Consider the following 25,801-nt stretch of genomic DNA (forward strand, 5'->3'; position numbering starts at 1 on the left):
AATGGCGACTGCTGAAGACGCATTCAAATTAGAACAGAGTGACGGGGCACAACGCAATTGCATTTTTGTGATATCGTTGTTGGCCTATATGCCCTATTATAGAAAGTGATTACATATTTTTGATAAATTGTTTGTTATCTTAAACGTTTTTAACACAATTCTATTCACTAGTATGATTTAACTACTAAAATGGTATAGTTCATGTAGAATAGTAGGAAAAAGGAATAGGAAGTGGCTTTATGAAGAGATTATTGTTTGCTGCGGTTTGCTCATCTTTAATTCTAACTGGTTGCGGAGAAACGAAAGAAACGATGTCAACGAACGATGTAAATGCCGGGGAGAATGGCAACGCAGAAAAGAAAGGGTTGGATAGGGAGGAAAAAATCGCCTCTGAGTTTTACAGCAAATTTATTAATGGGAGCAAAGAACAACAAGAAGAATTTCTGACTGAACACGTACATAGTGAAGGTAAAGAGTATTTTTCCAGCATGGTTGGAGAATCTCAAAGTACAGTTGAGAGTAAAAATGTACAAGTTATAGAAAGTGTGCCAACTACGTATGATGATGGTTCAAAAGGAAAGCTCGTATTGTTGAATGTAGAGAATGGAGCAGGAGACTTGCGTGAGGTAATCTTAGCATTTCAAAGAGAGAATAAGGATTTTCAGTTAGTGTACAGTACTACTTCTGAAAATGAAGATGAATACGCGGAAATCTTCAATAACTTACGGGCTGAATTTAAAGCACCGATTGCAAAAAAATTAAAGCAAAGAAAAGAAAAGGAAGCATCACAGAAAGCAAATGTAGAAATATCAGATCAAGTATTCTATTCGTGGAAAGACAGTATTGGAACAGTATGGACTAATTACAGTGCAGAGATTAAAAATACTGGTGATGCAATTGCTGATCTAGGTTCCATTCAAATTAACTTTGTTGACGATAGCGGTGCAATCGTAGGAACGTCAGACATGGTCACGCCTGTTCCTAATACACTATCTCCGGGCGAAACAGCATATATCGGCGATACCGCTATGCTAAATGCGGTAGACAAAGCGGATGTGGTGGCAGACGTTACTGTAAACATCGATTTTAGTAAGACGACGGATGCTGCCATGTTACTCGAAACGGAAAATGTGAATTTCAGGGAAACAAATAATGATTACGGAAATCCTTATGTAGTGACAGGGACTGTGCAAAATCCCACTGAAGAATTGGTGGATGATGTGCGTTTAGCAGCTGGTCTTTATGATAGTGAAGGGAAATTGATTGGTGTATTGAAGGAAACATTGACAGTTAGTCTGAATCCAGAAAGTACTGCCGGTTTTGAAATGACCTATCCTGAAATTTCAAAAGAAATCAAAGGGAAGGTCACTGAAGTGAAAGTAAAGGCATATAATTGGACCTGGTGATTAACTTAGTATTTAATTAGTCTGCAAAAAATAAACAGATCCATAAATTACCGTAAAATAATCTCGTCAGTATTATTAGCTCAGTCGCGTTAGTTAGCAAAACTATCTAATATAGTAGATGAGAAATTAAAAACGCCCCCGTGAATAGTGCATTTTGCAGCCATCTTTCGCATTGAATAATCCAATCAGTTTTCAAACAGCTATTTATATATGTACAACACAGCCGCCACTTACAAAGTGACGGCTGTATTCACATCAATAGCGTTTACAAAAATGAAACAGCCGGGAAAGGCCTTTCAAAATAATCGCCAGCGCGAACAGCACAATGATGATCACCAAAATGCCAACGAAGACTGTCAGCAGCAAGCCTCCTGCGAGGGATGCCAGTAAAACAGGGACGATTAAAAACAATCCCAGCACTGCATATGCGGCTAAAATTCCGAAGAAGAATAGCCATTCATTACTTAATTTATCGCATTTGGACATGAATATCACCCCCTTGCCGTACTGTATGTAGCAGGCAGCAAAGCGGTGTAATACAATACACACGGTTTTCAATATAATAGAGTGAAAAGCACTAGATAATTTATCGGAAATTCATGAAAGAAGCAGCAACTGGTGAAGTTCTGCGTGTTAACACCCAGAACGAATGGAAAAGGGGCGTATACATGAAACACCTAACTTCGTGCATTCATTTATTACTTATAACGTGTGCAGCGTGCATCATTTTTCCTTCATCTATCTACGCGCTGAATACACAATCCCTGGAACGTGAAATCGATCAGCTGATTACAGAACATCAAGACGATTCTGCAGGTCTTGCCGTACAAGTCGTTCAAGATGGGGAAGCAGTCATTCGGAAATCAGCAGGCTATGGGGACTTAGAAAAGCAGCGCCCTGTCGATGAAGCAAGTGTATTCGAGTGGGGATCGGTTTCTAAAGTACTTGTCTGGGTCAGCGTCATGCAGTTGGCGGAGGAAGGGTTACTGGCGCTTGATGGAGATATTGAGCGCTATCTGCCAGTTTCATTTAAGTTCCCTAAACCTATACAGTTACAGCATCTGATGAATCATACAGCTGGATTTGATGATACGTTTACAGACTTGATGCTTCCTGCACCTGCTGAAATTCCTTCACTTGCACAATCGCTGGAGAACGCCGATGTGAAACAAGTGTTCCAGCCGGGTGAAGTCGCCGCGTACTCTAATTATGGGGCTGCGCTTGCGGCGTATATTGTGGAGAGAGTCAGCGGGCAGGATTACAGGGAATATGTGCACAATCATATATTTCAGCCGTTAGGAATGGAGCACACTTCCATTGACCCCTTGCAGCGTGATCATCAATGGGTGAAAGAGCAGCGGCTTAAAATCAAAGGATATACGGCGGAAAATGAACGGATGGATCCGGATTTTTATGCGATTCCGCTGTATCCTGCGGGCAGTGTCATAGGGACGGCGAATGATTTAGGATTGCTTGCAGCCGCGTTATTATCTGAAGACGGACACCCGCTGTTTAAGCAGGCAGAGACGATTCATCAATTATTCCAGCCGACTGATTATTATCCTGGAACAGATATTCCGCGTATGGCGAACGGTTTGTTTGCATTGCCTGCTTCAAGTGAAGTGTATGGCCATGGCGGAAATACCGCAGCGTTCAGTTCTTCTATGTATCTGGACCAGAAAAAAGGAATTGGTGTGCTGGTGTTGACGAATCAGGCGAATGAAAGCAATTTTACATTAGGCATTCCTGATTTGTTATTTGGAAAGCCGGAGCATCATACGGAGGGGCAAGGGCTTGAAGATCCTTCCGTTTGGAAAGGTGTCTATGAGCCGGCACGTATGCCGCACCACGGATTCAGCAAGATATACGGTGTGCTGAATCGCATATCGGTCACAACATCCGGTTCCAAAGATTTGAAAACAAATGGAGTCGTCTACGCGCAGAGAAGTCCCGGTGTGTATATATCTGACGGGGAGCTGGGAATCTATAGCCGTGATATGTATTCTAAGCATCCCGTGCATGGAAATATTCTGTCAGCGTATAACGGAGATTTGCTGCAAGTGCCTATGTGGCGGCATGTGCTTGACTGGTGTTTGATTGGGATTGGATTGATTTCTGTCTTGTATTCGGTCATTCTGCTGGGTATTGCGGGTTTCCGAAAGACTATGCGGCGCGCGGCCATTCTTCTGCCAAATGTACTAAATGTGTTGCTGGCGGCTGCTGTTAGCGGGATGTTTTATCAAGCATTGTCCTTCACTGCTTACGATTCGCTGAAAGTTTTCATGGCTTTTTCACTGGTTTATGTAATGATGGCCGGGTCGTTTTGTGCAGCTTGGTTAGCAGTGAGATGGACCTTTCATTTTACTAAGGGGCAAATGGTATATTTCATTTTTACCGTTCTCTCGTGCGTGTCGCTGTGTGTGAATGTGATGTATTGGGAGTTTTACCGATGAGTGCAAACACTGGACTGTTTGCAGCGGCAACAGAAAAGCAAGTGATACGAATAAAGCACATCTTCCTGTTATGCAAGGGGGTGTGCTTTTTTTGGTGAAATTTTATTGGACTATTGTATTAGCTATGCGATTCAATAAAAAATACATATAATTACTCGCTATATAAACACCCTGCTGTATTCAATTTCTTTGCAAAAATGCTGACAGTCTATATCTTTCCTCATAGACATAAAGTATAATGATATTGAACTAGTATACTACTAATTTTAAGGAGTTACTGAAGAATGACTGTTATTATTATCGGAGATGTAGGCAATGATGTCCTTAAAATTCAGAAAAACTTGCAGCAGCTGGATCTGCACACGATACATGTATTTCAAAGTGCATATACGGCCATTCAATATGAGCATCTATTTTTAGATGAAGAGATTAGGTTAATTATTTATGACGCGAATTTAAATGTAAACAATTACGAAGCAAATTGCCGTGAAATTGAAGCGCTGAAAGGCTGGCGGGATGTGCCGATTCTGCTGTCGACTTCATATGAAAAACCGGTCATTTTTGAACGTCTTCTGGATACCGGGATATTTGATTTCATCCTGAAACCGTTTGATTTTATTCAGCTGAAGATTCGGATTCGGATTGCGCTGAACTATTATGAAGAAACGAAGAAGCGGAAAGCGCATGAGCTGCAGCTGAAAACGGACTTGGCCATTGCGAAAAACGTTCAGAAAAGTGCGCTGTCGCAAGAATTGATGCTGCCGTCTATTGAAGTGAACGGCATGTATTTTACTTCTCAGTCACTCGGCGGCGATATGTATTGCTGGTTTCAGCTCAATGATGATCTGACTGCGGTGCTGCTGTTTGATGTGATGGGCCACGGGGTGTCGGCGGCGCTCGTGACGATGTCCATTCGGTCGCTGCTGAAGGATATTATCGTAAAGCTGATTGATCCTGTCAGTGTAATGAAAGAAATGAACAGGAAAATTTATGAACTGTTTTCCACTGACGGACTTGATTCGTTTTTAGTGACGGCGATCTATGTGGTCATTGATACAAAGAATGGAACGCTGCAGTATGTAAATGCTTCACATCCGGAAGGGGTCATGTTCGGGAAGTACGGTGAAACCGTGATGATGCATGCGAATTCGCCAATACTCGGCCTGTTTCCAACCATCCAAGTCAAGGCGAAGAGCATTCGTCTGACAGGTTGGCACCGTATCATTTTATATACAGACGGCTTGTTCACTTTATATCCTGATCAGAAAATTGACTGGGACTTTTTTCATTCATACAGTTCGCAAAATAGCCGCCTGATGCTGCGGAAGTTTACGGAAGAGTACAAATTACCGCATTTGCCTTTGGAAGATGATATTACAGTTGTTTCGATCACAACTGCATTATAAGTGGGGGAAACCGTTATGGAGTTTACATTCAGTATCATACCGAACCAGCAGTCGATCCGGCTGATAGATCAGCTCATGGAAAACTACACGGAGCTGTATGCGATCCCATGCGCCCGAGAGATTTGTTTTGTGACGCATGAACTTGTGATTAATGCAGTGGAAGCGATGGAGAAAGACGGCAGGACTGAATCGATTGAAGTGTATGTGCGCAATGAAGATGATCAGCTGCATATTGCGGTTACCGATTCTGCGGAAGGAATACCAGAGGAGCAGTGGCCTGGAATTCTCGGTGCTGCGCTTGCAGATGAAAGCTTCTGTGAGCGGGGGCGCGGCTTTTTATTCATACAGCATATGGTTGATCAGCTGTGGTTTGAACAATTGTCCGGCTCGCAATTTTTGGTCGGCGTGAAGAAAAAATTACTGGCTTCGGAGGAACGATAAATGAAATGGTCAATTGGCAAAAAGATTAACGGAGTAATATTACTGGCAATTGTGCTGCTTTCCGGTATTTTAAGCGGTCTGAATTACTATGCCACAAAAGGGAATTTGCTTGAGGCCGCGGAGACGAAATTGATGTCCGATCTGCAGCTGAGTATGGAGCTGCTGAATAATTCCGTGCCGGGCGACTGGTCCATCACGAATGGTTCGTTATATAAAGGCGAAATGGATATGAACGAAGCATACGATATTCCAGATCAGCTGGGGGAGCTGACATTCGGGAACACGATGTCCATTTTTCAAAATGATACACGGATTACAACGAATATTATAGAAAATGGGGAACGCCGTTTAGGTACGAAAGTGTCTGAGCAAGTAGGAGACGTTGTTCTGGGAAAAAAGGAACGTTTTATCGGTACGGCAGATGTTCTGGGCGAGCCGTTTCAAGCGGTCTACGATCCTATTTTTAACAAGGAAGGTGACGTGATCGGAATTATCGCGGTTGCGATTCCTGTGGCGCCTTATATCAAAATTGCTGCTTCTTCCGCAACACAGACGATTATTATTTCCTTAGTGCTTGCGGTACTTGTCATTCTGATTGCGAGCTTTATTATCCAGCGCATCATTGTTCGGCCGATTAATCGTTTGCGTGACAATGCGAATGAACTGGCAGATTTGAATTTAGATGTTGCGCTTTATGAAGCAAAAGGAACAGACGAAATCGCTGACCTGTCAACTGCCTTCCACCATATGAAAGAACAGTTAACGGAAACAATCGAGCACGTCGCGCGAAATGCCAAAGAAATCGCCAATTCTTCAGTCGCACTGGCAGAGTCATCGCAGCAGACGAATGAAACGGCTAGCCAAATCGCTTCGACCATGAATGAAATTGCATCCGGTGTGACGAATCAGTCCGAACATGCGGAACAGATTGCTGGAATGATGCGCGATACGATAGCTGAAGTGGAAATTAATTTAGGGCATGTCGAGCAGAGCCTGCTGAACGCCAAGCAATCTACGGTTATTGCGCATGAAGGTGAGCAGGCAATCAGCAAAGCAATTGAACATTTAAGCACAGTGACAGAAACGGTAAGCTATGCGACCGATTCCATTCAAAAACTGGGCATGCGTTCAGAAGAAATCGGCGGAATTATTACCGTCATCACCGCGATTTCTGAACAGACAAATTTACTGGCGCTGAATGCGGCGATTGAAGCAGCAAGAGCAGGAGAGCACGGCAAAGGTTTTGCGGTCGTTGCAGCTGAAGTGCGTAAATTGGCTGAACAATCAAAAGCAGCCGCCCAGCAAATTACGGATTTAATCACCGATATTCAAGCAGAAACATCGGTGACAGTCCGGACGATGGAAAGTAATCTGACTGCAGTGGAAGAGCAAGTCGTCATTATTAATCAAGGCGGGGAAGCGCTGAAGCATATCGTGGAGAAAGTCAGTGAAACAGAGTCGGGGGTTGGACAGATGAAAGAAGCATTCGTACACGTGAATGAAAACTCTCAAAATGTCCAAGATGCCATCCAAAATATTTCCGCCATCATTGAAGAGTCCGCGGCTGCGACAGAGCAAATTGCCGCTTCATCTGAAGAACAGTATGCCACAGTAGCGGAAATCGCCGACAACACAACCAGCTTAGCGGAAGTAGCCGATCGTTTACGTGAAGAAGTGAATAAATTTAAAATGTAATGGAGGCAGGCAGAATGGAACAAAAAACAGCAGCATTGCAAGTGACGGAAAAAGACTCGTATGTGATTCTCGGTTTTTCAGGCCATTTGCAGTACGGGTCAATGGAAGAGCTGAAAAAACGGCTGCAGACCATACTGCAGAAAGAAGGCCGCAGTTTCATCCTGGATATGAGCAAAGTTCAGAATATAGACAGTACAGGCTTCGGTTTGATCGTCAACTTTGCCAAAAAAGTATCGTTGAAAAAGGAGAAAATCGTCATTATTATCGTTGACGACTTTGTCCGTAAGTTATTCTCCATTTCCCAATGTGACAGAATTTTCCCGATCGTTGACAGCGAAGCAGCTGCTTTTAAAATGCTTCAGCACCATGTAGAGACGGAACTTACTGTTGATGAGTATTAAATAGTGATGTGATGGCCGCGGTGTTGGTGACCGCGATATTTTTTCAGGTGCGCGCTGCCATGATGTTGGGCTGCACAATCCGCGTTGCCAAACTGTCCAAAAATAACGGCAAAAGGAGGAAACTATGTACAATAAAGCGCTGGTTCTTTCTTTCATGCTAGTAAGCTTTCTCTTTACCGCTATCCAGCCTGCGTTTGCAACCACTCCAAATCTCGAAAGTTATGATATGAATGTGCCGGAGCCAACGGATGATGAGCATTTCTTGCAAGAAAACGTATCATACGAAGAGCTGCCGGCATTGTCGGTTCCGTCAGCTGCAAAATCTATCGTACCGGAACACAACAAGATGCAGCTGCTTCCGAATTTACAATTGGCAAAACAGTGGAAGCCCCTTGAAGCGATTGCTGACAGTAAAAAGCCATGGCGAGTCACGTTCAATCAGCCGGTCAACGTAACAGAAGAAAATACTTACAAGGCAAAGATTATAGATGAATCAGGCGAGGAGTTTAATTATACTATCCGCTTGAACTCGGAAGGTCTCCTTCTTACGCCGAATGAACCCTATCAGGCAGGAACAGTATATACACTAATTCTGCAAAAGGATTTGGACAGCCACAAAGGAGTTCAGCTGGGAAGGGATGTTTACCAGCAGTTTGTCTATCAGCCGCCACAACCTGAGGCAAAGCCGGAGATCACGGAAGTTACGGACTTATACTCTGCGCTTTTTATAGGGTTAACCAACATGGATGACAAGATTTACGTCGATAAGTATACGAAAGACAGTAACGCAGTATTCGCAGAGCTGCGTAAGGTTCTGGACGAGCATCCTGAAATTTTCTATTATCAATATGAAGGAAGTCTTTTTTATTCATCGGGGTATCTGGCGGCAAAGTATGCCTATCCGAAAGACACCATCACACGAATGAAGAAGAGCCTGAAGCAAGGAATCGATACGTTATATGCGACTGCCATTAAGCCGGGCATGACAGAATATGAAAAAGTTAAGGCAGTTCATGATTATGTGGTTCTGCAGACGGCCTATGATTATGACAACTACCTAAAAAACACCATACCGAGAGAATCCTATACGATGTATGGTGTGCTCGTGAATAAAACTGCGGTTTGTAATGGCTATGGCCTTGCAATGGTCTACTTGCTCAATGAACTGGGGATTGACACAATTTATGTGAAAAGTACGCCTGCCATGAATCACGGCTGGAATAAAGTCAAAATAGATGGCCGCTGGTACAGCCTGGATGTCACGTGGGACGATCCGGTGCCTGACAGAAAAGGCAAAGTCAGCTATGGTTACTTCCTGGTGTCCGACAGTCAGCTGGCAAAAACCCATTCATGGAATAATGCGGGTCTCCCGAAAGCTACTGATACGCGATATGAATACATGAGCGGAATGTGGACGTCGGATACGGAAAATGGCTGGATATACTACGCGAATTCGGGCGATGATGTTAAGATATACAAAATGAAAACAGACGGATCGGCCAATCAGAAAGTAGCGAATGTACGAGCGAACGAATTGGTTGTTCATGAAGGCTGGATTTATTTCAGTAATTATTCCCATAGCGGCTATTTATTCAAAATGAAAACTGACGGCAGCTCACTGACGCAAATTACCGATTTTTTAACTTCTGAAATCAGTAAAGAGGGCGGAGTATTATACTTTACGGACAGTAACGCCAATAAGAACTATCAAATGGATTTGAAGTGAATGACACAGTCACTGCTAAAAGCTAATAGTTTTGATGAATGAATCGAAAGTGCTGTTTGACTGCGCGATTCACATTGTTGTCCGAATCAAAGTGAACCAGAACCGCACCAAACCAACACAAAAAGCTGTCCCGAAAAGTCCAAGACAGGACTTTCCGGAACAGCTTTTTTTCATTTCTCTATATACATCAAAAACCCACAGCAGCCCGGTCGTCAAGTTCCAGCACATTCTTCAATGAAGCCACTTCTTCATCTGACAAAGCAATCATTGGCAGACGCACGCCGCCGACCGGAACGCCTGTCAAATTCAATGCAGCCTTCGTTGGAGAAGGGTTCGGAGCTGCGAACATTGCTTTCATAATCGGCAATAGACGACGGTGAATAGCTGCCGCCTGCTTGGTATTGCCGCTTCTGAATTGATGGATCATCTCTTGCATTTCATTTCCGATAATATGTGCAGAGACCGATACGACGCCTGTTCCGCCGATCGCCAGCACCGGAAGTGTCGATGAATCGTCGCCTGTATAGACGAAGAAGTCGTCACCTGTATGCTCGATAATAGATGCCACAGCGTCCAGATCACCGCTCGCTTCTTTAACAGACGTGATATTAGGCACGTCAGCCAGACGGATAATCGTTTCAGGCAGCATATTCAATGCGCTGCGTCCCGGGATATTGTACAGCATGACCGGCAGAGTCGTCGTTTGTGCAATCGTCTTGAAGTGCTGATACAATCCATCCTGGCAAGGCTTGTTGTAGTAAGGGACGACAAGCATAATGCCGTCAACTCCTGCTTCTTCTGCCTGAATGGTCAAATCGATGGATTCTCTAGTACTGTTTGATCCAGTGCCCGCGATGACGGGTGCTCTGCCTGCCACGGTTTGTACCGTGAACTTGAATAGTTCCACTTTTTCTTCATTCGTAAGTGTAGGAGATTCTCCTGTGGTACCTGCGACGACTAGTGCGTCTGTTCCATTGGCTAGCAGATGGTTAATCAGATTGCGAGTTGCTGTGTAGTCAATGTCTCCTGATTCAGTAAACGGAGTTACCATTGCTGTCATAATTGATCCGAAATTCATTATTCTCCACATCCTATCATTTTATTAAAAAACACAGAGGTGGGGGCGGTATGTTAATGAACGCAAAAAGCAACAACGAGGGCTCGCTGTTGCGTTGAAATAATGAATTATTTCTTTGCATGAGATAGCCCACCATATAGTTTCCTATATGACAATCCTGCACTTGTTCAGTCCAGGATCAGCTTGGAGATCATGAGTTTCTCGCCGCTTCGGCAAATTCCCCTTTCGACAATCTTCACAGAACCTCATGATCCTCTGATTGTGTACTAATGGTTTTTGCGCCTCTATCTTACTTCGGAAAGTTCGAAATAAGTGAATGTTTAATTAACCCCACTCTACTAGGTATCTCGGGAAATAGCAACCAAAACATTATACAAATGCAAAAATAGTTTGAAATGTCAGTGGTTTTCTCAGCTATCGATTCCTTCTTGCCTAGATGAAACGGATACTAGTGCCATCTGACAATAACCAAAAATGTTCAGAATACAAACTTTGCGCCGCTGATCAAGGAAAGCAGAATGAGGTTTTACTCATACTACAACTAAATCGTTCAATACAGGAAGAGTTCTCAAAACGCGGGGACTCTTTTTGTCTATCTGTGGCAGATCCTGCAGCATCCCGTCAGATAGAATGCGCAGGCGGACGTAATCATTCGACAATTCACCGCCCAGTATTGTGTTGGCCCCCAAAAAATGCTATCTTATCAGTATAATAGCCTAACGTGAGTCTGGGCTTTTCTTGCTTGAAACACTACATAGGTTTTCTGAAAAGGGGAATTCGATGAGTACTATGCATGAGTCCGCGAATAACAGGCCGGAAGAGTTACAGCGTTTATTAGATAAAGAATTAATGCAGCTGGAGAAAATTACGATTGAGGATTTTGAAGTAGATCCTATTGAAAAGCCGGTCACAAAAGAAGATTTGAAGCAATTTCAGCAGTTTACCTCCACCAGTTTCCGCTCGCTGGAAGATTTATTGGAAAGCAATCAAGCAATCTTGCCTGTCGATGAAGCGGTTACACGCCTGCAGGAGGAAGCCTTGCAGGACCGGGTGAAGATGGCGAAACGCGCAGTGGAAATCTTTACATTATTTGAAGAAGGCCGCGATAAGCTCGGCTTTGATTCAGAAGAACTCATTGAACAGTTTGATGTGATGCTGGATGAAGCGCACCGTCTGCTCGGAGAGATGGGCATTCAGGAACGGGCTGTACTTGGCGAGTATTTTGATGAAAGCTTTATGGAAGCAATCGGCACCATACCAGCAGAAGAAGCTGATGAAGGTGTGGACCGCTTCCAGGTAGGAGCTGTCTTCCGCAGAGCATTTATACTGGAAGATCAAGTCGTTCAATACGCGCTAGTGAAAACGGTTTTGTAGAAGGGGGAACGTCTATGACGAGCACACTGATCAATCAATGGTTGAGTCACTGCGTCCGCCCATTGAGTAAGTGGAGGTGATTCAATGAGTTCATTCACTAACATCCCGATGCTGGTCCAGCAAATGCAAAAGGAGATCCGGCAGAAGCGTTATAGCCATGCTTTAGATACGATAAGAGAGCTTGAAAAAATGGGTGTCAGCCAGAAGCAGATTCTCTGGCACAAGGCAGTGCTTGAAAGTAAAGTGGGCAATCTGCATGCGGCACTGGCCTATTTGAAAGAACTGGACAGTAAGGAGCCCCATGTAGCGAAGCTTGAGGAAATGATTCTCGGCAATTGGGACACATACACGCAAGTCGTCGCTGAATATAACCGCGCCGTTTCAGAAATTCAGCTGGGCTATGCGGAAAATGCACTACATATACTTGATTATGCCATTCATCTCGCAGGAAAACTGCCGATTCCGATTGAACTGTATCGAATGAAAACGATCCTGTTGGCGCGTTACCACGCAGGCACGCTGGCGCGCTTTACAGCAGGCTTGCCAATGTACGCACTGGACGATTCCACGATCAAACGCGTTGTGGCGGCAGAACCTCCGCGTCCGGATATTGCAAGGCCTGTGCCGAAGCCGAAGAGGAAGCGCAAACTGAAGAAAAACGCCGTGGCAGGCTTAATTGCCATTGCCGGTGTGCTGCTCGTTTCAATCGTGATGCTGCTGGCCAATATGATAGGACAGCAGCAAACCGCTAACGAACCGCCAGCCGCTGCGCCTGCCGAGAAGCCGATCGCAGCCGCGGACAAACCTGCTAAAAAGCCTAAAGCAAAGCCTGAAGAGGAAGAAGAACTTCCATACGTTACAGAAGAAGCAGCGAAAACGTATTATAATGAAGGCTATAAGCAGTTTTTAAACGAAAACTTCCCGGCAGCTATTATCTATTTGAAGTATGCTGTGCAAACGGAAGAAAGCGACTATTTCACCGACGACGCATCCTATTTCCTTGCCTCCAGTTATTTGAGGGAACGGGACTATCAGAAAGTCGTCGATATCGCTCGGGCATTTTTAAAAGAAGACAACCCGAATTATAAAGAATCGCCATATCGGGAAGGAATCCGTCTGCAGGAAAGCCGTGCGCTGATGCAATTGGATGAACACGATGACGCCATCGCGATTTTGCAGGAGCTTGTCAATAAACCGAATAAAGATTGGGTGACCTATGAGGCGAAAGCAATGTTGAAAACGGCGGAAGAGGAAGCGCGGTGAGATTTTCTTGCCGCGTTTTTTGGCGTGCAGAAATGGCGGAGGGGTGCGGCAGAGCGAGTTTGTACCGCGCCGATCCAACCCCCAAGACACACAAAAAAAGCGACCAAGGAAAGTCCAATATCTTTCCCGGTCGCCCCTGTATCACTCATATGATTTAATCAGCTGGATATTATGCTTTTCCCATTCCGCGAGCTTTCCGTCAAAGTCGGGATTGGGTTCGTACCATGACTGCGAACCGAAGTAGTTCTGCAGATCTTTTGATTTGAACATATAGCCGTGGCGCGCGAAGATTTCATTACGTGCGAGCCGCAGATCTTCTTTTGATAATCCATTCAGGTCGGATTTGTCCAAAAAGACGTCTCCGCTGTATGAGATGATGAATTGGTCCTGATAGACGCCCGACGGCACTTCTTTTATCACTTCTTTGATAATGACTGGTTCGTCGGATTGTTCCGGCATTACGTCATTTTGTACGGTGGCTTCGCTGTCAGGGGTGCTTTCGTTTTCTTTAGCTTCTGCCGCCAGCTCTTCTACCGAATCAAATGACAGCTGAATCGTTTGTTTTGCGCCGAATACATTGGCTTGAATTTCTTCCTGCACGAGTTCTTCATCGATCGTAGTCGTCATTTGAATAGGGTAGATGCCTGCAAGGAACGGTCCGAACTCAGCCGTTTCATCACGCTTTTTGATATAGCCGATTTCTGCATCATGTAATGCCAGCACAGTTTCTTCACCGAGTGACTTTACTTTCATAATATAGCCCGGCGGATTGATCGTATAGCGGGGGAATAGGCCGAATCGTTTGCCTGCTGCGCGCAGGGAGAACATGCCGTCTTCGGATTCTTTCAGCAAATTATTTTCCGCGACTTGTACGATGGAAGGGTTTTTCTTCACAAGGTGCAGCAGCGCTTGAATGCTTTCTTCATCGATTGCAATGCGTGTGTCTTTTGGTTTGATTAATTCTTGAAGAGTGTCTTTATCCTGAGCGATCAGCGCAGAGATGAATTGCTCTGTAGTGGCTTCTTTGCCGTATTTATTTTCTAAAATGAGATAACCGGTTAGTATGATAATCACTATTACAGCTGCTGCGAGCAGATAAATAGGCAGTTTCAGTAAAGACTGTTTTTTAGTATAAGAACGCCGTAAAGTAAATGTCGTTCCGCAATTCGTACAGGTCTCTTGATCATCAGTATTCACTTCATTACATATTAGACATTTTTTCATGGGTATGCTCCTACTTTATGCTAAGGCTCCGTGGCACGGATGCCAACGTAGTCAAGATTATACTATGTCTGGCTCGATTATTCTAGATGAAAGGATTTTCGCTGTATACAGTGGGCGTAAAGTATGCCAATTTATACGCTATTTGAAAATAATTCCTGTAAATCGGTATTATGCTCATCAATAAGTCTGGGAGATTAGCAGTTTTTGGACTATAATAGGGTACATTCAACGGATTTTATTCCACAATCATATAAAAACTACTAGAGATGAGTGAAGAAATGAATCAAAAGCACCTTACAAGTTTACTATTGCTTATCGGGCTGTTTTCTATAATGGGGTTTCATAAATCGGCCAGTGCGGAAGATGGAAAGTATACGGAGTTATTAGTAGAGTATGAAGAAACTAGACAGTCATTTTCAGCTGAAGAAGAATTGCCGGGTGTGGAAAGCCGTGAAAATATTGCGGATCAGGTGGAGTTGTGGAGCTTCACAGACGCAAAAGAAATGAAGATTGTCAAAGAACAGCTGCTGGAAGACCCCGGCGTTTTGCATGTAGAGCCGAATTATGAACGCTATTCGCATATTTCATACGACGATCTTGATTTGACGAAGCAATGGTGGATTCCGCAGGTGAAGCCGCGGCTGATTTGGGCCAGGGCGGCAGAACAGCAAAAAGACGCTGTCGTAGCGGTTATCGATTCAGGTATTGATCTGCACCATGAAGATCTGCAGGGCCGTATTCAGGCGGGCGGCTTTAATTTTTATGCAGATAACTGGGACGTGCAAGATATGAACGGACATGGCACTGCAGTTGCGGGTGTCATTGCAGCAGATACGGGAAGTCACCTCGGTGTGGCGGGGATTGCCGGAACGTATAATGTACGCGTATTGCCGCTGAAAATTTCTCATGTGAATGGGACAAGCAAAGTTTCCAATGCCATTAAAGCGATTGACTATGCACTAGCGAAAAAAGTGGACGTGATCAATTTAAGCTTTGGCAGCAGCGAGCCTTCTCTGCTGGAAGAGCAAGCCATTAAACGGGCTGTCGAGTCAGGCATCACTGTCGTGGCATCTGCCGGAAACAGTGCCGAAAAAGGCAATGAAATCATGTATCCGGCATCGTACGCAGATGTGATTTCTGTTGGAGCAACAGATCCGCTGAATAAACGCGCCAGTTTTTCTAACTATAATAAGCATATTAGTCTGGTTGCGCCTGGAACGGCTATTTTTACTACGGCCATTCACAACAGGTATCAATCGGTCAGCGGGACCTCCTTCTCCGGACCTGTCGTTGCAGGGGCTGCCGCTGTCGTGAAATCGCTGCGGCCTCATTTGGCACCAAGTGACATGAAACGGCTGCTTGAAAGTTCGGCAACAGACCTTGGTGTGCCGGGAAAAGATCCACATTACGGGGCGGGGCTGCTGAATATTAGCATGCTCCACTATTTATTGCCGGGCGGAAATGAGCCTTCATTTACAGGGGACTTTCCAGACAAGACAGTAAAACCTGCAAAAGTATTTACTGTCCGTTTTTCACATGAATTAAACATGGCGGAGAATTATCATCCGTATATTGATATTACGCGTTCGCCGAACAGTGCGGATCGGCAGCTTGATTTTACTGCCCGGGTCAATCCCGCGGACAGGAAAGAGCTGCTGATTTCACCGAACACGCATTGGGATGAAGGCATTCATTATTTACGAGTTCAGGACGGGTTGCCGAATACGAAGAATGAGCCGCTGAAGAAGTCGGTGATTATAAAGTTTATTGTGCAGCCAAAGTGACGCCGGCTAATAGAAAAGCTGTTGCAGAAGTCTAAAAGACTCTCTGCAACAGCTTTTTGTCTGTCTCTTTTTACTTCGTTACTTTTGAAAACACATCAGTCGAACTGATGTCTTCTATCATATCTTCGACTTCAGGCTTTGTCTTGATCAATTCCATTTCGTACAACCAGTCCCGCACTTCTTCCCAAGATGTTTCGTCGAGCTTGCCGAATGCTTCTCCGCCTGTATCCATCATAGGAAGCAGAATGTTCAAACTTTCCGTTTCAATCGCCTGATCAAGCGGGAAGTTCGCCTGATCTTGATTGTTCAATAACAGCTCAAGTGCTTCTTCGGGATTTTCTGCCATGAATTCATAGCCTTTTTGTGCTGCTCTCCAGAATGCCTGGATCGCATCCTGATCTTTTTTCCAAGCGTCATCACTGGTCAGCAGGACGATTTCACTGTAATTCGGCACACCATAGTCAACGGGATTGAAGTAGCGCGTTTTGAAGCCTTTGCTGTTCATGACAGGCACTTCATGGTTTATGAAAGTCCCCGTGACCGCGTCAACACGTTTGGAGACGAGTGACGATTCCAGTTCAAACCCTACGTCAATCATTTTCACCTTGCCGAAGTCACCGCCGTCATTCGTTACCATAGTTTTGATCAATGATTCGTTGAGCGGAATGCCCGGGTAGCCGATCGTTTTTCCTTCCATGTCTTTAGGAGACTGAATAGGGCTCTCCTCGAGCATAACCGTGTAATTCAGCGGTTCGCGTACAATTGAGGCAATCGCCTTTACGGGGATATCTTCATTTGCCTGCGCCAAAATCACATCCGGCTGGTAATACAGACCGAGCGTCACTTTGCCTGCTGCGGTCAAGTTCATCGGATCGGTTGGGTTCGCAGGAAATTGAATATCGACTTCCACATTTTCTTCATTGAAATAGCCTTTTTCCTGTGCGACGTATAAATAGCTATGTACGGCGTTTGGGTACCAATCGAGCATAATACTGACTTTTTTCTTTTCGTTATTCGGCGTTTCTTCATTGCCGGGCGCTTCTGCTTCATTAGTGCAGCCGGCGATCAGTAATAAAAGAAACGTTATCCCCAGTAACCAGTGTTTTTTCATTGGTCGTTCCTCCATTGTAAAAAGTATTTTTCTGCGGACACAACAATCAGGAAAAAGAGGATGCCCACTGCAGACAGCAGGACGATGGGTGCAAATACAGCTGCACTGTCAAATTGGGTCATCATTCGTCTGCTGAAATAGCCGAGCCCTGCCTGTGCACCGAGCCATTCGCCGATTGCCGCGCCGATTACACTCAGTGTGACCGCCACTTTAAGTCCTGAAAAAAACGACGGCAGTGCAGACGGCAGATCCAGCTTATAGAATATATCTTTTGCCGACGCACCCATCGTCCGCATCAGTTCGCGCAGGTTCCGGTCGGATGAACGCAAGCCGTCAAAGACGCTGACGGTAATCGGGAAAAATGTAATCAGCACAGTGACCGCCACTTTACTCCAGATGCTGTAGCCGAACCACAGAACGAAAATCGGTGCCAGCGCAATGATCGGAATGGTTTGCGATGCAATCAGAATGGGATAAAACGCCTGCTCCATCAGCTTTTTACTGTACATGGCAATCGCCAGTGCAGATCCGACGATGATGGAAATGGACAAGCCGATTAAAATCGTCAAGGCAGTCGGAGGCAAGTGGTGGATAAACAGCTCCGTTTTTAATTCCCATAATCTGAGCAGTATGGCGGTGGGTGACGGGAAAAGAAAGCTTTTGTTGTAAAGACGTGCCGCGATTTCCCAGATGACCAGCAAGACCGAAATGAGAGAAGCCGGCCAGATATAAGAAATATTCTTTTTCATATTCTTGCCTCCGAACGAAGCTCCGCGATCAGCTGCTCTTTCAATTCCACGAGTTCAGGCTGTGCCAAGTCCCGCATCATCCGCGGACGGCCAAGCGGCACTTGTACTTCGCGAATCGTCTGCACCGGCTTTTCAGCAAGTACGAAAATCCGGTCTGACAGAAATAACGCTTCGTCGATGTCATGTGTGATAAATAAAATCGTCTTATCGAGTTTGCGCCATTGACCGATCAGCCACTCCTGCATCGTCAGCCGTGTGATGGCATCGAGCGCACTGAACGGCTCGTCCAGCAATAAAATATTTGAGCCCGTGAGAATTGTGCGCAAAAACGAAACGCGCTGCCGCATGCCGCCTGACAGACTTCCGGGATACGCGTGTTCTTCGCCGGCCAGTCCGAAATCTGCGAGCAGCCCGATCATTTCATCAGCAGACGGCTTTACGCGCTGCAGCTCAAGCGGCAGCCGAACGTTTTCAAGAATCGTCCGCCACGGCATAAGCAAATCTTGCTGCGGCATATAGCCGACTTTTCCGAGACGGTCTGCAGCCGCTTCACCATTCAATAAAATGCGGCCGGAGTCGGGATTCTCAAGCCCTGTAATCAGCCGAAACAGTGTGCTTTTTCCATAACCGCTCGGCCCGATGATGCTGACAAATTCCCCTTCATTCACATGCCAGTCGACGTTGTTCAAGATAGCTGCAGGTGCTGCATGTTTCGCCGTCTGATAGTGGAACGATACGCTGTTAAATTCAAGAACTTTTGTCTTCATGTAAGCACCACTTTTCTTTTCTTCAAAAATAGACGCAAAAAAACCACTTCTATTTGCGAAGCGGTTGCATAGTACGGCCAGTCCCGTCCATATGTCCACTTCCCTCCGCTAGCATTACCTAGTGCAGGTTCAAGGGTTAAGGCAACGGCCTCTCTCAGCAAAAGCACCCCTAGTGTTTATCCACCTCTAATGGTGTCATATCGGCTACTATTAGTCAAGACTGCATTGGAATAGGTTACCAGATGCTTGTCCGTTTTATATCTAACAAATGAAACGATGCCTGAAAATGAAAGAAGAAAACTTGCATTCATTGATGAATCTATGTAATATAATGACTAGCAGACCGGAATGGTATTCTGGTCATTTTAAAGGAAGTGTCATGATGGATCGAAGAGAAGAAATAATGCTGGCGGCGGAAAAGTCGTTTACGATGTTTGGATATAAAGCGACGACCATGGATCAAGTAGCGAAAATTGCAAATGTCGGTAAGGGTACAATTTACACATTCTTCTCCAACAAAGAAGAGCTGTTTCATTCCATCGTTTGGAAGATGGTTGGTGAAATGAAAGATGTATCTGAGCAAAGCACGAGAGAAGGCGCTTCGTTTCAGGAGAATGCCCATGCACGCATCATGCAATTACTGAAATTCCGTGAAACGCATCAGCTGTTTGTTAAACTGATTGAAGAAGAAAAAGAGCTGCGCACCCCGGCAGTGGGTGATGTGCTGACGTCAATAGAAAAAGAGATTTTGAAGTTTATTGCAGGAAAGATTGAGCGCGGAGTGGCAAAAGGGGAATTGAAGCCTTGCAACAGCGAACTGGTCGCCTATCTTTTGTTTAAATCCTATCTGGCATTAGTCGTCGATTGGTCTAAAACTCACGACGAACAGCTGTCAGAGGAGCAAATTACCGATGTGCTGAATGAGACAATTTTCTCCAGCCTATTGGTATGATGCTGAAATGTAGAAGTGAGGTTTTATACTAGATGAATAAAATTTGGTTTATTGTTAAACGAGACATCCGGAATATCACAAAAAACAAAGCAGCGCTCATTGTCATTGCGGCGATTGCTTTCCTTCCTTCATTATATGCCTGGATGAATATCCTTGCTTCATGGGATCCGTACGCAAATACGCAAGGTGTGTCAGTCGCGATTGTCAGTGAAGACGAAGGTGCAGTCATAGAAGATAAGGAATTCAATGTCGGGGATGAAGTCATCGTCTCGCTGACCAAAAACGATGATTTAGGCTGGAAGTTTGTGACGAAAGACGAAGCGATTACAGGTGTTAAGCACGGCGATTACTACGCTGCCATCATCATTCCGAAAAATTTCTCTGAGAATTTGAGCAGTGTCGTGACAGATAATATCAAACAGCCGACACTCGATTACTATATTAACGAAAAGATCAATGCGATTTCTCCCAAAGTGGCAAGTAAAGGTGCTTCTTCTATCGTAGAAAACATTGACAAAACTTTCGTAGAAGAAGCGAATAAAGCCGTTATTAAAGTATTCAACAATTTGGGCGTGGAGCTCGAAGGCAACCGCGCCAATATCGAAAAGCTGCGCGATATTATTTATCGACTGGAAGAAGATATTCCAGACATTTATTCAAAGCTGCAGCTGGTGGATAAAGGATTGAATTTCGCAGATTCGTCTGTGGATCGGGTCGATGTAGTGCTGAACGACGTGGATGCAGTGCATGCCAATGCCAAAAAACTGAATGCCCGGCTGATTGCGAAGCTCCAAGAAAATGAAAAAGCCGTGGACAATACGCTGCGTATGATTACGTCGAATCTGGAGAGTGCACAGACGGCGTTCCGCAAAGTGCCTAATTTGACGAGCGAGCTGTCAGGCAAAGGCGAAGATGTGGATCGTCTTGTCAATTCGCTGCGTGATAAGCAGGGGAAGCTGGAAGATACGAATGCACGTCTTGACGATATCTATGAGTATTTGAAAAAACAGGATCAACAATTAAAAGACTCTGCGAATATTAAAGAGCTGCAGGCGTCATTGAGTGACAGCACGGCGGATTTAACCCGTTTAAAACAGAATCTGCAAACATTGATTTCGGACTTGCAGAGCGGGAAAAATCCGGCAGCTGATCTGATTACACAGACGCAGGCGCTGTCAGACAAACTGGCTGAAGATATGGACCGAATGAAAGACAGTTACGAAAATGTGCTGTCACCGCAAACGGAAAAACTTATGAAACAGCTGAAAGAACTGTCCGCGAACATCACGGGCTTGCTCGACCGCGCGACAGAAGTAAATGCCCATGCACTGCAGGCTGTTCAAAAATTAATTGATAAGCGGGAATCCATTGATCTAAGCGGATTCCAAGAGCAATTGGCCGGCATGTCGTCAGCGATTGAAAGCCAGCTGGGAAAAGTGGATACAGTGATTTCCGTACTTGAAGCTGCCGGTAAATTGACAGGCAGCGACAGAATTGCAGGCCTCGAACAAAAATTCGTTGACTTAAAGACGCAGCTGCAAAAAACGCAGCAAGTTATCAGCCAACTGCAGGCCGCCATCGATAAAGGAGAAAAGCCGAGCCTGGCGCTGCTGAATCAGCTGAAAGGTCAGTTAGAGGCAACAGAGCAGCGAATTACCGATGCACGAAAGCAATTCGACGCAAACAGGCAACAGGCGATCAATGAAGCGATTAAACAATTGCAGACATTTGATCAGGGGCTGCGCGACCGATTCAATGAATTGCAGGCGTCGAAAACTGAAATCGATGAAAAACTGGCAGCGCTGCTTGAAACGGCGGAGAATCCGGAACGCACGATTGAAGCATTGCAGACAATGGTCGGCCGAATTGACAACGGCCTTTCAGCCATTGGTTCCATCACAGGCGGATTGACCGACCTTCAGAATTTCATTAATTCGGATCGGCTGTCGAGTGAAATTGAGCGGATCAAAACGGTACAGGACAGTTTATCAACAGCGAATGAATCGGTCGGCGGGCTGATCAGCCGTATTAATGAAACGAAAGCGAATGGCAAGAAGCATCTGGCTGAAGTCGACCGCGTATCCGGTGAACTGGATCGTTCTGTTGGCGAGGCAATTGATTTCGTCAACAGCGATTTAACGAGAAAATATAAATCGGCTATGCGTGACGCAACGAATGCGCTGTACGATGTATCCGATGTACTTGATGAAGTGAATGGCCGAATTCCAAGACTTCGCACAGCGCTTGAGAAAGCAGAAGCAGGCATCGCAGTCGGGAAAGAGGACTTGGCCAAAGCGGAGAAATACTTCCCTGAAGCACGCGACATGATTGAAACGATGGCGGAGAAAATTCGCGCACTGGAAAAAGACGGAGATTTGGATAAGCTGCTGGATGTTCTCGCGACGGACCCAACCGGCATCAGTAAATTTTTCGCCGACCCCGTTGTGCTGGACGAACACCAGCTGTATCCGATACCTAACTACGGTTCCGCGATGAGCCCGTTCTATACGACGCTTTCATTATGGGTCGGCGCCTTGCTGATGGTTTCTACATTGAAGGTGGATATCCGCGAGAAGACACGATTTAAAAGTTACCAGACGTATATGGGACGGCTAATTATCTTCGCCGGAATTGGAACGATTCAATCATTAATCGTGACGCTCGGTGAGTTGTTCATTATGAATGTGTACGTGGTGAACAAGCTGCCGTTCGTGCTATTCGGCATGCTGATCAGTATCGTCTTCGTAACAATCGTCTACACGCTGGTATCTGTATTCGGCAACACTGGAAAAGTCATCGCCATCATTTTGATGGTGATGCAGCTCGGTGCATCAGGCGGAACATTCCCAATCCAAATGGCGCCTGACTTCTTCCAGCGAATTTCAGCATTCATGCCGTTCACTCACGCGATTACTCTATTGAGGGAAGCAATCGGCGGCATCATTTGGGCAGTAGCGGTACGGCAAATCATCTACCTGCTCATCTACTTCGCAATTGCGATAGCCGCGGGAGTTGGTTTGAAGAAGTTCTTCAATAAATCGAGTGATAAGTTTATTGAGAAAGCGAAGGAAAGTAATATTGTGATGTGAGTTGTTTTAGTGAAAGGAAAGACTGTACGAGAAGTCGGCTGGGGTTGACTTCTGTGTGCGGTCTTTTTTTGTGGGTTGGGAGGGGGGCGCGCTATTTAAAAAGAAGACTGCGCGAAAGCCGTCTCCTAACGCCTATCAAAATAGCTTCATTTGCTCCGAACTGCATGTACCGCCTGTTTTGCTGACATAGCCCAAATCCCGAAAGCCTTTTGACCGTTTTTTGGACATTTGTACAAGGCTTGGTACGTTATGATCAATGTAATCGTATACGCGTACTTCTTGCTTTTGGGAATAGTTCCGATGCAGCCTCCCAACGTATTGTGTAAGGAGTCCCTTCCAAGAAATAGGCATAGTCAAAAAAAGTGCATCCAATCTCGGAAAGTCAAAACCCTCACCAATGTACTTTCCAGTCGCTATAATTAACAGTTCCTCCTCCATTGGCAGATCTTGAATCATTTCTAATGCTTGGTCCTGCTCTTTTTTAGTCAGGTCACCCGAAAGCACAACGATATTTTTGGCGAAACCTTTAAATAAACGATGAAGTATTTTCACATGGCTAATTCTTTCAGTCAGAATTAATGGTGTTTTACCTTCTTCCAGCGCACTAAGTACATCGTCGAAAATTAATTGATTGCGTTTAGTGTCCTCTGCAATTTCATTGTACATTTGCTGAATATTTTCAGAAGCGGTTTGATAAGAAGTTTTTCTTTCTAGGATGAAATGATGGAACGGCCGTGTGAGCGCCTGCTCTTTAGCGTCTGTTTTGTATAAGACCGGCCCGCATTGCATGGTAATTATCGGGTGAAGTCCATCTTTTCGGACAGGTGTCGCCGTCAGACCATACACATGCTTTGCTCGCACCATCTTCATTAATTGTTCATAGGTATAGGCTGAAAGGTGATGACATTCATCTACAATAACTTGTCCATACTGCGTGATAACAGGATCGATACCATTAGAAGTGAGTGTTTGAATCGTAGCTACATCAATTCTTCCCGTCGACATACGCTTGCCCCCGCCAAATTGCCCTATTTCATTGCGGGGTATGTCCAGAAACAGTGAGAGTTGGTCGATCCATTGATTCATTAATTGCTTACGATTCACAATGATGAGCGTATTGACTTTCTGTTCGGCAATTAACGCTGCTGCAGTTACGGTTTTTCCAAATCCCGTGCCGGCTGCCAAAATTCCACTGTCATGCGCCCGTAATTGTTGCAGTGCATCGAACTGTTGTGATGACAAAGTTCCGTGAAAATTTACTTCAATTGGACTGCCTGAAAACCGTTCGTTTATCCATTCCGGTTGAATTCCTTTTGAGGATAGTAATTCGTGAATAGCCTGTTCACATCCCCGGGGAAGAATGAGGTGGGTAATAGTTTTATCAAAACCTTCAATCACGGCCGGGATATTATATGTAGATAGTCTTTTGGCTTTTGCTTTAAAATATTCTGGATTTCCAAAAGAAGCAACTTCTTCAAGCTGCGATAAAAGTGAATCTGATAAATCCGCCAATGTAAAATGAATACCGTTCTTTTTGACGGCTCGCAGGACATCAGGGTTTGCAGTAGTTTTATCGCCGCGGCCAGTTACGCCGAGCAAGTTTACGTAATGTTCGATGGCAAGTGGATCAACTTTCTGTATACAGGATAAGTACAGCCATTGATCTTCAAACGGCCGGAAATTTTCATCCACAAATACACTATTGCCTAAATCCCGTGCATAGCGCTGTAATGGCAAGGCTATTAAGTTACCTAAACTAGCAGCAGTAGGTAAGTGATCCTGGGTTGGAAATAAACGATCGAATGACTCTAGTTCTGCAGACATTTTATTATCCGCTTTTTCCATCAAAGCGTAACCAAGATGGCGGGCGAGTGAAGCAGATAAAGGATGGGAGAAGAAAATCCATATATGTGCACCGTTGCCTGAGCGGGATCTTTCGATACTGAAAGGAATTCGGGTTTCTTTGCAAATACTTGCGAATGACAGCACATCACGCTGCCAATTCTTTTTATCAAAATCAACTGCAAGAAACCAGCATGAGTTATTTGCTAAAAGGGGGTATAGCCCGATTACATGTTTGCCGCTTAGATGATCGTAAATTGTCTGATCAGTAAGGGGAATGTACTTGTTACGTTGACGAGCGGGGGAATAACCGCTCTTGCCATTTTGCATTTCCCATCTGGTTGCATAAACATCTGTCCTGCCGCGAAATATACTTTGGAAAAGCTGCACCTTTTCCTGGGCTGTCGAATGATCAGTAACTACCATGTGGGGTTCTTTAACTTGAAATCCTGGCAGATGGGTTTCCAGGATCATTTTTAAATACATATTTTCAGTCTGTAATCTTTCAAGTGATGAAGTTATCTCATTTCCATATTTATTCATAACGTACACCTCTTTTATCTCTGCCCCTTGATTTTTTCATTCACTTTACTAATAAATCAATATTCTGGATATATAATGAACAAGTAGACTATAAAGTGTTTGAATTTGAACAAATGTGTACTAAAATCTCACCCTGTAATTTACTCTAGTCGTTATTCATAAGAGCCCAGACACTTTTTAGAATTTCATCGCACTTTACAAAATGAGAACTCTCTAAAACAAAGGTGTGCATCGTACCGTCTTTTAATTCAGCTGTAATGCCATTTGGGACTATGCCCAGTACATACGATGAATCGATATTATTAATGTCGCTGATCTCGAATTCGATAATATCTCTTTGAAAATGCATATTGCGGGGCTGGAAGATAAAGCGCTGATCAGTGATGAATAAATTACCGCTGACGTAATCTATACTCTTACGCAAGTTTGCCGGAATTTCATATTGAACTTTTTCATTCTCGCGGAAATCCGCCATGCCGATCTCTCCTTTATAGGTG

Annotated in this window: 20 protein-coding genes and 2 riboswitches; of the genes, 12 read left to right on the plus strand and 8 right to left on the minus strand. The window is 44.7% G+C overall.

The genetic code is table 11. The features are described 5' to 3' along the window. The first annotated feature begins 239 nt into the window (after nucleotides 1–239). Nucleotides 240–1,406: an FxLYD domain-containing protein gene (locus SporoP33_RS12075; protein ID WP_081243940.1), complete on the plus strand. Its 1,167-nt coding sequence runs from the start codon at nucleotides 240–242 to the stop codon at nucleotides 1,404–1,406. 255 nt (nucleotides 1,407–1,661) lie between these two features. Here SporoP33_RS12075 and SporoP33_RS12080 read toward each other — a convergent pair whose 3' ends face one another. Further along, nucleotides 1,662–1,892 (minus strand): hypothetical protein, encoded by a 231-nt coding sequence (locus SporoP33_RS12080; RefSeq protein ID WP_081243941.1) that lies wholly within the window; start codon nucleotides 1,890–1,892, stop codon nucleotides 1,662–1,664. Nucleotides 1,893–2,074: 182 nt separating this feature from the next. Here SporoP33_RS12080 and SporoP33_RS12085 point away from each other — a divergent pair, with 182 nt between their 5' ends. The 6 genes from SporoP33_RS12085 (at nucleotide 2,075) to SporoP33_RS12110 (ending at nucleotide 9,528) form a co-directional block, all read left to right on the plus strand. Further along, nucleotides 2,075–3,859 carry a serine hydrolase domain-containing protein gene (locus tag SporoP33_RS12085; RefSeq protein WP_196796784.1) on the plus strand — a complete coding sequence of 595 codons (1,785 nt, stop codon included), beginning with the start codon at nucleotides 2,075–2,077 and terminating at the stop codon, nucleotides 3,857–3,859. Nucleotides 3,860–4,143: 284 nt separating this feature from the next. Further along, nucleotides 4,144–5,265 (plus strand): PP2C family protein-serine/threonine phosphatase, encoded by a 1,122-nt coding sequence (locus tag SporoP33_RS12090; RefSeq protein ID WP_081243943.1) that lies wholly within the window; start codon nucleotides 4,144–4,146, stop codon nucleotides 5,263–5,265. A 15-nt stretch (nucleotides 5,266–5,280) separates the two neighbouring features. Beyond that, on the plus strand, nucleotides 5,281–5,706 hold the full coding sequence (locus SporoP33_RS12095) for an ATP-binding protein (protein WP_081243944.1): 426 nt from the start codon (nucleotides 5,281–5,283) through the stop codon (nucleotides 5,704–5,706). Next, nucleotides 5,707–7,401, plus strand: coding sequence for a methyl-accepting chemotaxis protein (locus tag SporoP33_RS12100; protein WP_081243945.1), 1,695 nt, complete (start codon nucleotides 5,707–5,709; stop codon nucleotides 7,399–7,401). It begins immediately after the preceding gene. A 14-nt stretch (nucleotides 7,402–7,415) separates the two neighbouring features. Then, a complete protein-coding gene (locus SporoP33_RS12105; protein WP_081243946.1) occupies nucleotides 7,416–7,802 on the plus strand; it encodes an STAS domain-containing protein in 387 nt (128 codons plus the stop codon). A gap of 124 nt (nucleotides 7,803–7,926) precedes the next feature. Next, nucleotides 7,927–9,528: a DUF5050 domain-containing protein gene (locus tag SporoP33_RS12110; protein WP_081243947.1), complete on the plus strand. Its 1,602-nt coding sequence runs from the start codon at nucleotides 7,927–7,929 to the stop codon at nucleotides 9,526–9,528. Between the two features lie 187 nt (nucleotides 9,529–9,715). On the opposite strand, the gene dapA is transcribed toward SporoP33_RS12110, so the two are convergent. After that, a complete protein-coding gene (gene dapA, locus SporoP33_RS12115; protein ID WP_081243948.1) occupies nucleotides 9,716–10,606 on the minus strand; it encodes a 4-hydroxy-tetrahydrodipicolinate synthase in 891 nt (296 codons plus the stop codon). A 117-nt stretch (nucleotides 10,607–10,723) separates the two neighbouring features. Next, nucleotides 10,724–10,901, minus strand: a riboswitch (Lysine riboswitch). A gap of 485 nt (nucleotides 10,902–11,386) precedes the next feature. Here dapA and grpE point away from each other — a divergent pair. Both grpE and SporoP33_RS12125 read left to right on the plus strand, forming a co-directional pair. Next, nucleotides 11,387–11,980 (plus strand): nucleotide exchange factor GrpE, encoded by a 594-nt coding sequence (gene grpE, locus SporoP33_RS12120; protein WP_081243949.1) that lies wholly within the window; start codon nucleotides 11,387–11,389, stop codon nucleotides 11,978–11,980. A gap of 84 nt (nucleotides 11,981–12,064) precedes the next feature. Next, nucleotides 12,065–13,243 carry a tetratricopeptide repeat protein gene (locus SporoP33_RS12125; protein WP_081243950.1) on the plus strand — a complete coding sequence of 393 codons (1,179 nt, stop codon included), beginning with the start codon at nucleotides 12,065–12,067 and terminating at the stop codon, nucleotides 13,241–13,243. Between the two features lie 141 nt (nucleotides 13,244–13,384). Here the strand turns inward: SporoP33_RS12125 and SporoP33_RS12130 are convergent, their stop codons facing one another. Further along, complete coding sequence (locus SporoP33_RS12130; RefSeq protein ID WP_081243951.1) at nucleotides 13,385–14,467, minus strand: YARHG domain-containing protein; 1,083 nt, start codon at nucleotides 14,465–14,467, stop codon at nucleotides 13,385–13,387. Nucleotides 14,468–14,745: 278 nt separating this feature from the next. Between SporoP33_RS12130 and SporoP33_RS12135 the strand changes: the two genes are divergently transcribed. Further along, nucleotides 14,746–16,251, plus strand: a complete 1,506-nt coding sequence (locus SporoP33_RS12135; RefSeq protein ID WP_196796785.1) for a S8 family peptidase — start codon at nucleotides 14,746–14,748, stop codon at nucleotides 16,249–16,251. A gap of 70 nt (nucleotides 16,252–16,321) precedes the next feature. On the opposite strand, the gene SporoP33_RS12140 is transcribed toward SporoP33_RS12135, so the two are convergent. From SporoP33_RS12140 to SporoP33_RS12150, 3 genes are read right to left on the minus strand one after another with little or no spacing between them, the layout of a single operon-like run. Then, the gene (locus tag SporoP33_RS12140; RefSeq protein WP_081243953.1) at nucleotides 16,322–17,362 is read right to left on the minus strand and encodes an ABC transporter substrate-binding protein; all 1,041 of its coding nucleotides are present in this window, start codon (nucleotides 17,360–17,362) and stop codon (nucleotides 16,322–16,324) included. Then, nucleotides 17,359–18,111 carry an ABC transporter permease gene (locus SporoP33_RS12145; protein WP_081243954.1) on the minus strand — a complete coding sequence of 251 codons (753 nt, stop codon included), beginning with the start codon at nucleotides 18,109–18,111 and terminating at the stop codon, nucleotides 17,359–17,361. Before SporoP33_RS12145 ends, SporoP33_RS12140 begins: the two co-directional genes overlap by 4 nt. After that, a complete protein-coding gene (locus tag SporoP33_RS12150; protein ID WP_081244855.1) occupies nucleotides 18,108–18,878 on the minus strand; it encodes an ABC transporter ATP-binding protein in 771 nt (256 codons plus the stop codon). The genes SporoP33_RS12145 and SporoP33_RS12150 overlap by 4 nt, the downstream gene beginning before the upstream one ends. A gap of 83 nt (nucleotides 18,879–18,961) precedes the next feature. Next, nucleotides 18,962–19,059, minus strand: a riboswitch (TPP riboswitch). 201 nt (nucleotides 19,060–19,260) lie between these two features. Between SporoP33_RS12150 and SporoP33_RS12155 the strand changes: the two genes are divergently transcribed. Both SporoP33_RS12155 and SporoP33_RS12160 read left to right on the plus strand, forming a co-directional pair. After that, the gene (locus SporoP33_RS12155; RefSeq protein WP_081243955.1) at nucleotides 19,261–19,830 is read left to right on the plus strand and encodes a TetR/AcrR family transcriptional regulator; all 570 of its coding nucleotides are present in this window, start codon (nucleotides 19,261–19,263) and stop codon (nucleotides 19,828–19,830) included. A gap of 32 nt (nucleotides 19,831–19,862) precedes the next feature. Next, complete coding sequence (locus SporoP33_RS12160) at nucleotides 19,863–22,919, plus strand: YhgE/Pip domain-containing protein (RefSeq protein ID WP_081243956.1); 3,057 nt, start codon at nucleotides 19,863–19,865, stop codon at nucleotides 22,917–22,919. A 135-nt stretch (nucleotides 22,920–23,054) separates the two neighbouring features. On the opposite strand, the gene SporoP33_RS12165 is transcribed toward SporoP33_RS12160, so the two are convergent. Further along, nucleotides 23,055–25,304 (minus strand): DEAD/DEAH box helicase, encoded by a 2,250-nt coding sequence (locus SporoP33_RS12165; protein WP_081243957.1) that lies wholly within the window; start codon nucleotides 25,302–25,304, stop codon nucleotides 23,055–23,057. Between the two features lie 145 nt (nucleotides 25,305–25,449). After that, the gene (locus tag SporoP33_RS12170; protein WP_081243958.1) at nucleotides 25,450–25,779 is read right to left on the minus strand and encodes a GRAM domain-containing protein; all 330 of its coding nucleotides are present in this window, start codon (nucleotides 25,777–25,779) and stop codon (nucleotides 25,450–25,452) included. Nucleotides 25,780–25,801: the final 22 nt, after the last annotated feature.

The organism is Sporosarcina sp. P33, from assembly GCF_002077155.1.
In the GTDB taxonomy this organism is placed as follows: domain Bacteria; phylum Bacillota; class Bacilli; order Bacillales_A; family Planococcaceae; genus Sporosarcina.